Origin of the sequence: Citrobacter koseri ATCC BAA-895 (assembly GCF_000018045.1) — a bacterium.
GTDB lineage: Bacteria > Pseudomonadota > Gammaproteobacteria > Enterobacterales > Enterobacteriaceae > Citrobacter_B > Citrobacter_B koseri.
The window spans coordinates 1-5,601 of record NC_009794.1 but is presented as its reverse complement, the minus strand read 5'-3'; the positions used below and the strand labels follow the sequence as shown (position 1 = coordinate 5,601).

10 protein-coding genes are annotated in these 5,601 nt (G+C 51.3%); 4 read left to right on the top strand and 6 right to left on the bottom strand.

Translation table 11 applies throughout. The annotated features are described in order from the left end of the window. Positions 1–1,118: 1,118 nt before the first annotated feature. The 3 genes from CKO_RS21995 (at position 1,119) to CKO_RS21985 (ending at position 2,471) form a co-directional block, all read left to right on the top strand. Positions 1,119–1,484: a hypothetical protein gene (locus CKO_RS21995; RefSeq protein WP_226331160.1), complete on the top strand. Its 366-nt coding sequence runs from the start codon at positions 1,119–1,121 to the stop codon at positions 1,482–1,484. A 25-nt stretch (positions 1,485–1,509) separates the two neighbouring features. After that, positions 1,510–2,055, top strand: a complete 546-nt coding sequence (locus CKO_RS21990) for a hypothetical protein (protein WP_004197758.1) — start codon at positions 1,510–1,512, stop codon at positions 2,053–2,055. 65 nt (positions 2,056–2,120) lie between these two features. Continuing rightward, positions 2,121–2,471 carry a hypothetical protein gene (locus CKO_RS21985; RefSeq protein ID WP_004197756.1) on the top strand — a complete coding sequence of 117 codons (351 nt, stop codon included), beginning with the start codon at positions 2,121–2,123 and terminating at the stop codon, positions 2,469–2,471. A 69-nt stretch (positions 2,472–2,540) separates the two neighbouring features. Here the strand turns inward: CKO_RS21985 and CKO_RS21980 are convergent, their stop codons facing one another. Together CKO_RS21980 and relB are read right to left on the bottom strand one after the other, a co-directional pair. Continuing rightward, on the bottom strand, positions 2,541–2,807 hold the full coding sequence (locus CKO_RS21980; protein WP_004197762.1) for a type II toxin-antitoxin system RelE family toxin: 267 nt from the start codon (positions 2,805–2,807) through the stop codon (positions 2,541–2,543). Next, on the bottom strand, positions 2,791–3,015 hold the full coding sequence (gene relB, locus CKO_RS22930) for a type II toxin-antitoxin system RelB family antitoxin (protein ID WP_000879771.1): 225 nt from the start codon (positions 3,013–3,015) through the stop codon (positions 2,791–2,793). The genes CKO_RS21980 and relB overlap by 17 nt, the downstream gene beginning before the upstream one ends. 162 nt (positions 3,016–3,177) lie before the next feature. Between relB and CKO_RS23710 the strand changes: the two genes are divergently transcribed. After that, positions 3,178–3,306 carry a hypothetical protein gene (locus tag CKO_RS23710; RefSeq protein WP_000523570.1) on the top strand — a complete coding sequence of 43 codons (129 nt, stop codon included), beginning with the start codon at positions 3,178–3,180 and terminating at the stop codon, positions 3,304–3,306. Between the two features lie 376 nt (positions 3,307–3,682). Here CKO_RS23710 and CKO_RS23210 read toward each other — a convergent pair whose 3' ends face one another. The 4 genes from CKO_RS23210 to CKO_RS23535 form a co-directional block, all read right to left on the bottom strand. Next, positions 3,683–3,895: an MbeD family mobilization/exclusion protein gene (locus CKO_RS23210; RefSeq protein WP_021527181.1), complete on the bottom strand. Its 213-nt coding sequence runs from the start codon at positions 3,893–3,895 to the stop codon at positions 3,683–3,685. A 6-nt stretch (positions 3,896–3,901) separates the two neighbouring features. Next, on the bottom strand, positions 3,902–4,411 hold the full coding sequence (locus CKO_RS23205; protein WP_024131073.1) for an MbeB family mobilization protein: 510 nt from the start codon (positions 4,409–4,411) through the stop codon (positions 3,902–3,904). Between the two features lie 677 nt (positions 4,412–5,088). Further along, positions 5,089–5,433, bottom strand: a complete 345-nt coding sequence (locus CKO_RS21960) for a MobC family plasmid mobilization relaxosome protein (protein ID WP_004197764.1) — start codon at positions 5,431–5,433, stop codon at positions 5,089–5,091. Continuing rightward, a complete protein-coding gene (locus CKO_RS23535) occupies positions 5,423–5,599 on the bottom strand; it encodes a hypothetical protein (protein ID WP_004197757.1) in 177 nt (58 codons plus the stop codon). The genes CKO_RS21960 and CKO_RS23535 overlap by 11 nt, the downstream gene beginning before the upstream one ends. Between the last annotated feature and the right edge of the window lie 2 nt (positions 5,600–5,601).

Below are 5,601 nucleotides of genomic sequence, written 5' to 3'. Positions count from 1 at the left end.
TCCCTCCTTCGCAAACGCCGGACGGCACGGAAATGTTTTCCGGGTCGCTCCGGCGTTGGACAAGCGCCAGCGCGTCAGTGGTGTTAGCGGGTTTCGGGGCGCAGCCCTGAACCAGTCACAGCGTTTACGCTGTGTATACTGGCTTACTATGCTGACATGAGAGCGCGATTCATGAAAGTGCCTCATGTGGCAGGTGTGATATGTGGCTCAGGAGCGTCCGCAATACCATGCACGGACAGATGAAATGACGCCTCCTCGCTCACTCGGTCGCTGCGCTCCTGCCGTTCGGCTGCGGCGGGCGTGACCGGCTCACGGATAACGGGATAAAGCAAAGGCGCTCAAATCAGAAAGTGCCGGAGAAAAGGATGCGGCGTGGCCGTTTTTCCATAGGCTCCGCCTCCCCTGACGAGCATCACAGAAATGGACGCTCAAGTCAGAGGAGGACGAAACCCGACAGGACTTAAAGATGCCGGTGATTTCTCTCCGGCGGCTCCCTCGTGCGCTCTCCTGTTCCGACCCTGCCGCTTACCGGATACCTGTTCCGCCTTTTTCCCTTTCGGGAAGCGTGGCGCTTTCTCATAGCTCACGCTGCTGGTATCTCGGCTCGGTTTAGGTCGTTCGCTCCAAGCTGGGCTGTATGCACGAACCCCCCGTTCAGCCCGACTGCTGCGCCCTTTCCGGTAACTATCATCTTGAGTCCAACCCGGACGGACACGCAAAAACGCCACTGGCAGCAGCCATTGGTAACTGGATATATACGAGAGAGATATTGAGAGGTCTTGAAGTGGGTGCCTAACTGCGGCTACACTGAAAGAACAGTTTTGGTATCTGCGGTCTCGTATACCCAGTTACCCGGTTAAGCAGTTCCCCAACTGACTTAACCTTCGATCAAACCGCCTCCCCAGGCGGTTTTTTCGTTTACAGTGCAAGAGATTACGCGCAGAAAAAAAGGATCTCAAGAAGATCCTTTAAATGATCGTCAGTTCTGTTATCCCCGGAGCTCCATCCATCCCACGGAAAAACACCCGCCACTGATGCCCTCAGCGCACTGCACATCATGTACAAACCACTCCCTCCCTCCTTTTTCATTGCGTTTCTTAATGCGCAATGGTAGCTTTGTGCGCAACAAAAAACGCAATAGCGAGGGGGGAGGGGTAATGAGAGAAAGAACAAATATCATGCTAGATATAGGATTAAAGCAATCCTTACAACGGCTTTCGAATAAAACCAAAATGAGTCTAAGTGATCTTATTAACCAGAGATTATCAGGTTCACTTTCAGTTGAAGAACGCATTGGCGAAAAGCCTGAATGGATGAGAAACCTTGATCCCTATCTCGCCAATCACTTTTCAAATATTGAGTTACCGCTCCCTTCACCATTAAAAGAATACCAAGAAAAAATGGATGAGATAGATTCAATTATTAATGAAATGATGGTTCTAAAGGAATATTTCAGAGCTAAGTTTTACGACGAAATAAAATAGACACGCTATACGGAGGCGGAGAATTATGTTTTTTAAACGGCATTTAACGGAGAAGGAAATATACAAGGCAGCACTCCCAATTGTTAGGCTTCAAGGGAGAGTTAACACTTCATTACGTTTTTTATCCAAATACTCAGATGTAAACAAAAATGGATTAATTGCATTACATCTTAATTTATTACATTTTATCTCATACAACATACACGGTGTAGAGTCTCTGAAAATCACTCAAGCAGGCATAAACAAAGCTGTACAACAAAGCCCTCACGCAGATGAAATAAAAAATATTGCGCAGGCAATAGGACGCAAAGGACCTGAGTACATCGAAGGATTAATTAGAAACCCATGGGGGAAGAAAAATGATAATCCACTAATATTTATAATGAGCATTGAAGAAAGTATAAAAGAAACCCTTAACTCAGGTTATATGTTATATAGAGTAGCTCCCATAACTGAGGGTGAAGCAGCTGCTTTCATGGATGTTCTTAAACAATTATTATTATTTGAGGATAATTTTCGCCTTTTTGGTAGGGACTTGGTTTATAAAATAGAAAAATTAAAAATCAGATAACAAAGTATGGTGAACGAAAAATGAAAGAGAGGATAGTGAAATGTGTAATACCAAGATTCTCAACTATGTATTGGTTAATTGCGTTCCTAGCATTTATATTCCCCGGTCGATCTTTTGCTGACGGTTACACCGCTTACTACCGATGTAATGGTACTCAGGAAGCATCTCTTACTGTTAAAGATAACAAACTAAGTATGGTTGTAGGTCTTTCTAAGTTTAATAGGCAACTGGATACTTATAGATTCAAAGAAAAGGGAATCGAAGTAGTAATGCAGAGAGCTGCTTCTGATGATAACTCTGAGGCCATAATGTCTTTTATTATGCCTGACGTTAACAATATGACCTTATTAGTTAAAAATAACGGCTACATTATCGTTAAGACAACCTGCTGGTTAACTAAAACCGACAAACAGTAGAACACGTAGTTAGTCGAGTATTTACCATAATACCTGTTGTCGGCATCAAAAAAGCCCGCATAGCGGGCTTCAGTCGTAAACTTCGCGGCGATGTCCAATCGTGGCGGCAAGGATAACAAGCTCGTCATCTCGGATCTCACACAGAACGCGATAATCTCCCACCCGATAGCGCCAGAACTCGCCCAGCTCACCTTTGAGCGGCTTCCCTGACTGGCGAGGATCGGCAGCAACTGCAATGCGTAAACTCATAAAATCCACAATCCGTCGTGCGTTCTGTTTGTCCATCTTGCGTAACGATTTGAGCGCCCGATCGGAATAGTTAATCGTCCAGACCAAGTGACTTCCTCACGTCTTCAGACGAATGCACTGCTTCATCACCACGGCGAACGCGTGCAGCAGTTTCTGCTGAAAGATAATAATCCTCCAGGTCTTCCAGATGCGCCAGTATTGCTTCCCGCGCATAAAACGTCTTTGTTCTGCCGGTTTGCTTCGCCAGCGAGTCCAGACGGGACTCAATCTCATCAGATAACCGGATAGCAAGCATATAAACCTCCCGAACACCATTTGCTATACATGTATAGCAACAGTACCACAATCAACCTAAAAGAACAAAAAATAATCTTGTTAGCCCCTCTTGATAATCCGTAACGCGGTCAATATATCTAGCTTGAGGGCTTTCCTCTTAACTATTGAAAGGATAACGATTATGGGTCTTAAGCCGGGTCCGAAACGAATTGCCGATTCAACAGGGGAACCTGATAAACGCCAGCGTGACAATAAAAAAACGCCGGGAAATACTGACAAATTGAAACCCAGCAAATCTTCAAAAAAATAAGTCAGTAGTTAAAAGCCCTCCGGGGCTTTTTTTGTATCTGCCGTTCACGCTGATTAAACATAACACCCGTTGCCCGCACCGCCCCGGACGGGTTCGCCGCGAACGGGGTGGCAGTCAGGTAAAACCGGCAACAAACCACCCGATAAACCGCCCCGTTCGCGACAGATAAATTTTACCTGGCTGCATAGCCATGCAGCCAGGTGAATGACATCCGGTTTCAGCGTAAATGCCCGATGAGAACCCTGTTTTCCTGCATTTCAGCCCAGCGACGGACCGTCATAGCTTCGCTGCCGGGAACGCGCTTCCGTCAGTTCCTTTTCGTGCTGCCGTTGCTCGTGCGCCCGTTCTGCGGCCACGGCCATCTCATGACGCTGCACTACCGGCTCAAACGCTGCAGTTGCCCGCTCAAGCGTTCCACCTGCTGACTCAAGCGCGTCACGCGCTCGCTCAGCGCCGCGTTCTCCCGTTGCATAAGCCCTGACATTTTCCGCCATTCCCCGAAGGCGCTCTCCCACTCGTCCAGCCTTTTCGAGTAGTCCTGCTGTAGCTGCTCTAATGCGCTCAGCAACTGTTTTTCCAGCTCGGTCATCGGCACTTACTCCTTCACCAGTCTCAGCGCGTTCTGCTTCGACAGCCCGTTCCCGACCGTCCAGCTCTGCGTCCTGTCTACGGCCGTCCCCTTCGGCAGCACCAGAAAACGTCCGTTGCTGTCTTCCAGGTACGTCACGCCCCAGGTCTTCGCGTTCAGCTTCGACAGCGCTGCGTTCTGCCGGTCGATTTCGGCCAGATTTGACGCTATCAGGCTCCCCTGATACCACAACACCCCGCTCAGGCTGGCGAACAGCAGTCCTGACACCATCGTGATGGTCAGCCATGTCCGCCCGACCATACGCATCACGCTCAGGCGGTTCGACTGCATGGCCGCGCTCATACCCTGCTCGTGGGCGCGGATGGCGGCGCTGATTCTCTTCCCGCTTTCGCTCAGTTCCGCTCTGACAGACTTCTCGTGCTCGCTGAATGCGGCTTTCAGCATTTCGCCGGTACTCTGCTGCTGCGCTTTCGATTTCTGCTCTAAGTCCTTCGCCAGCGTTAAAAGACTGTTCATAGATGGCTCCCTTAAGTCGGATGTTTCGCCCTCCGTCCGGGTCGGCAATGCTGATGCTGCTCTTTGTGGTGCGCACGACCTCAAAACCTGCGCTTTCCAGCGCCTCAGTGACGTCCTGACGCGTTTTAAGCTCCCCTGACGAGGCGAGGGCCAGTAAGCCCCGCGTAATAGCCTCTGCGGCTTCCTGCTTCGTTTTGGGTAACGAAGATGGCGTCACCAGCGCGCGCCGGTTCTCCGGTGCGTTCGGGTCGTGCAGCCCCAGTCGCCCGTTCACCACGGTCTGCCACGCATCGATGCGCGGACGGTCTGCCCGGTCGTAGTACGGCTGGAGACGCCTGCCGGTCAGCAGTTCCGTGTTCGGTACCAGAAAATTCAGTTCCAGCCGCCCCTTGTCCCGGTGTTCAACCCACAGCACGCTGTACTGGTCTTTATCGAGTCCGGGCATCAGAACCCGCTCGAAGCTCGCCATCAGCTTTTCACGCTGGCCGGGCGGTAAATCCTGTTCAGCAAAAGACAGGACGCCGGAGGTGTACTTTTTGGCGTAGGGCGAGGCGTCGATAAGCTCCCGGACCTCCTCCGGCTTTCCCTGCAGGACGATGGCCCCGTCGCGCTGGCGGTCTTTCCCCAGCAGATAATCCACCGGCCCGGCACCGCCGCCTCGCCCTCGCGGATGAAACTTAACGATCATCGTCTGCCCCCTTTTCCAGCACGGCATGCCGCAGCCGCTCGAGTCCGGCATCGATGGCCATCAGCGCGGCCACCACCTGAACCCGGTCAGCGCCTGACCACTGGCCGCCGTTAATTTTCCGGGCGATCTGGTTGAGGTTGTTCCCCATCCCGGCAAGCTGGCGCAGCAAAACCGGATCGATGGACGGCAGCCGCAACGACCGCGCCGGGCGCGTATCGAGACAGGTTTCCCGCATCCACACTGCCAGTTGCCTTCCATTGCAGCGCTCCAGCAGCTGCTGGTACTCCCCATCGGTCACCCGGATACCTAAAAAACGGGTACGCTTAACCGCCATCCTCTCCTCCGATATCCGCAAAATGTGACCGGGCTGAACGCTCAAGCTCTGCCATCTGCTCCCGGCGGTAATCTTCCTCCTGTGCCTGACGCATCAGATTTGCCATCACTGCCGGATGCCAGGATCTTTTTTTTACGACGAGCGGCTTCTTCTTCGGCTTCTGCATTA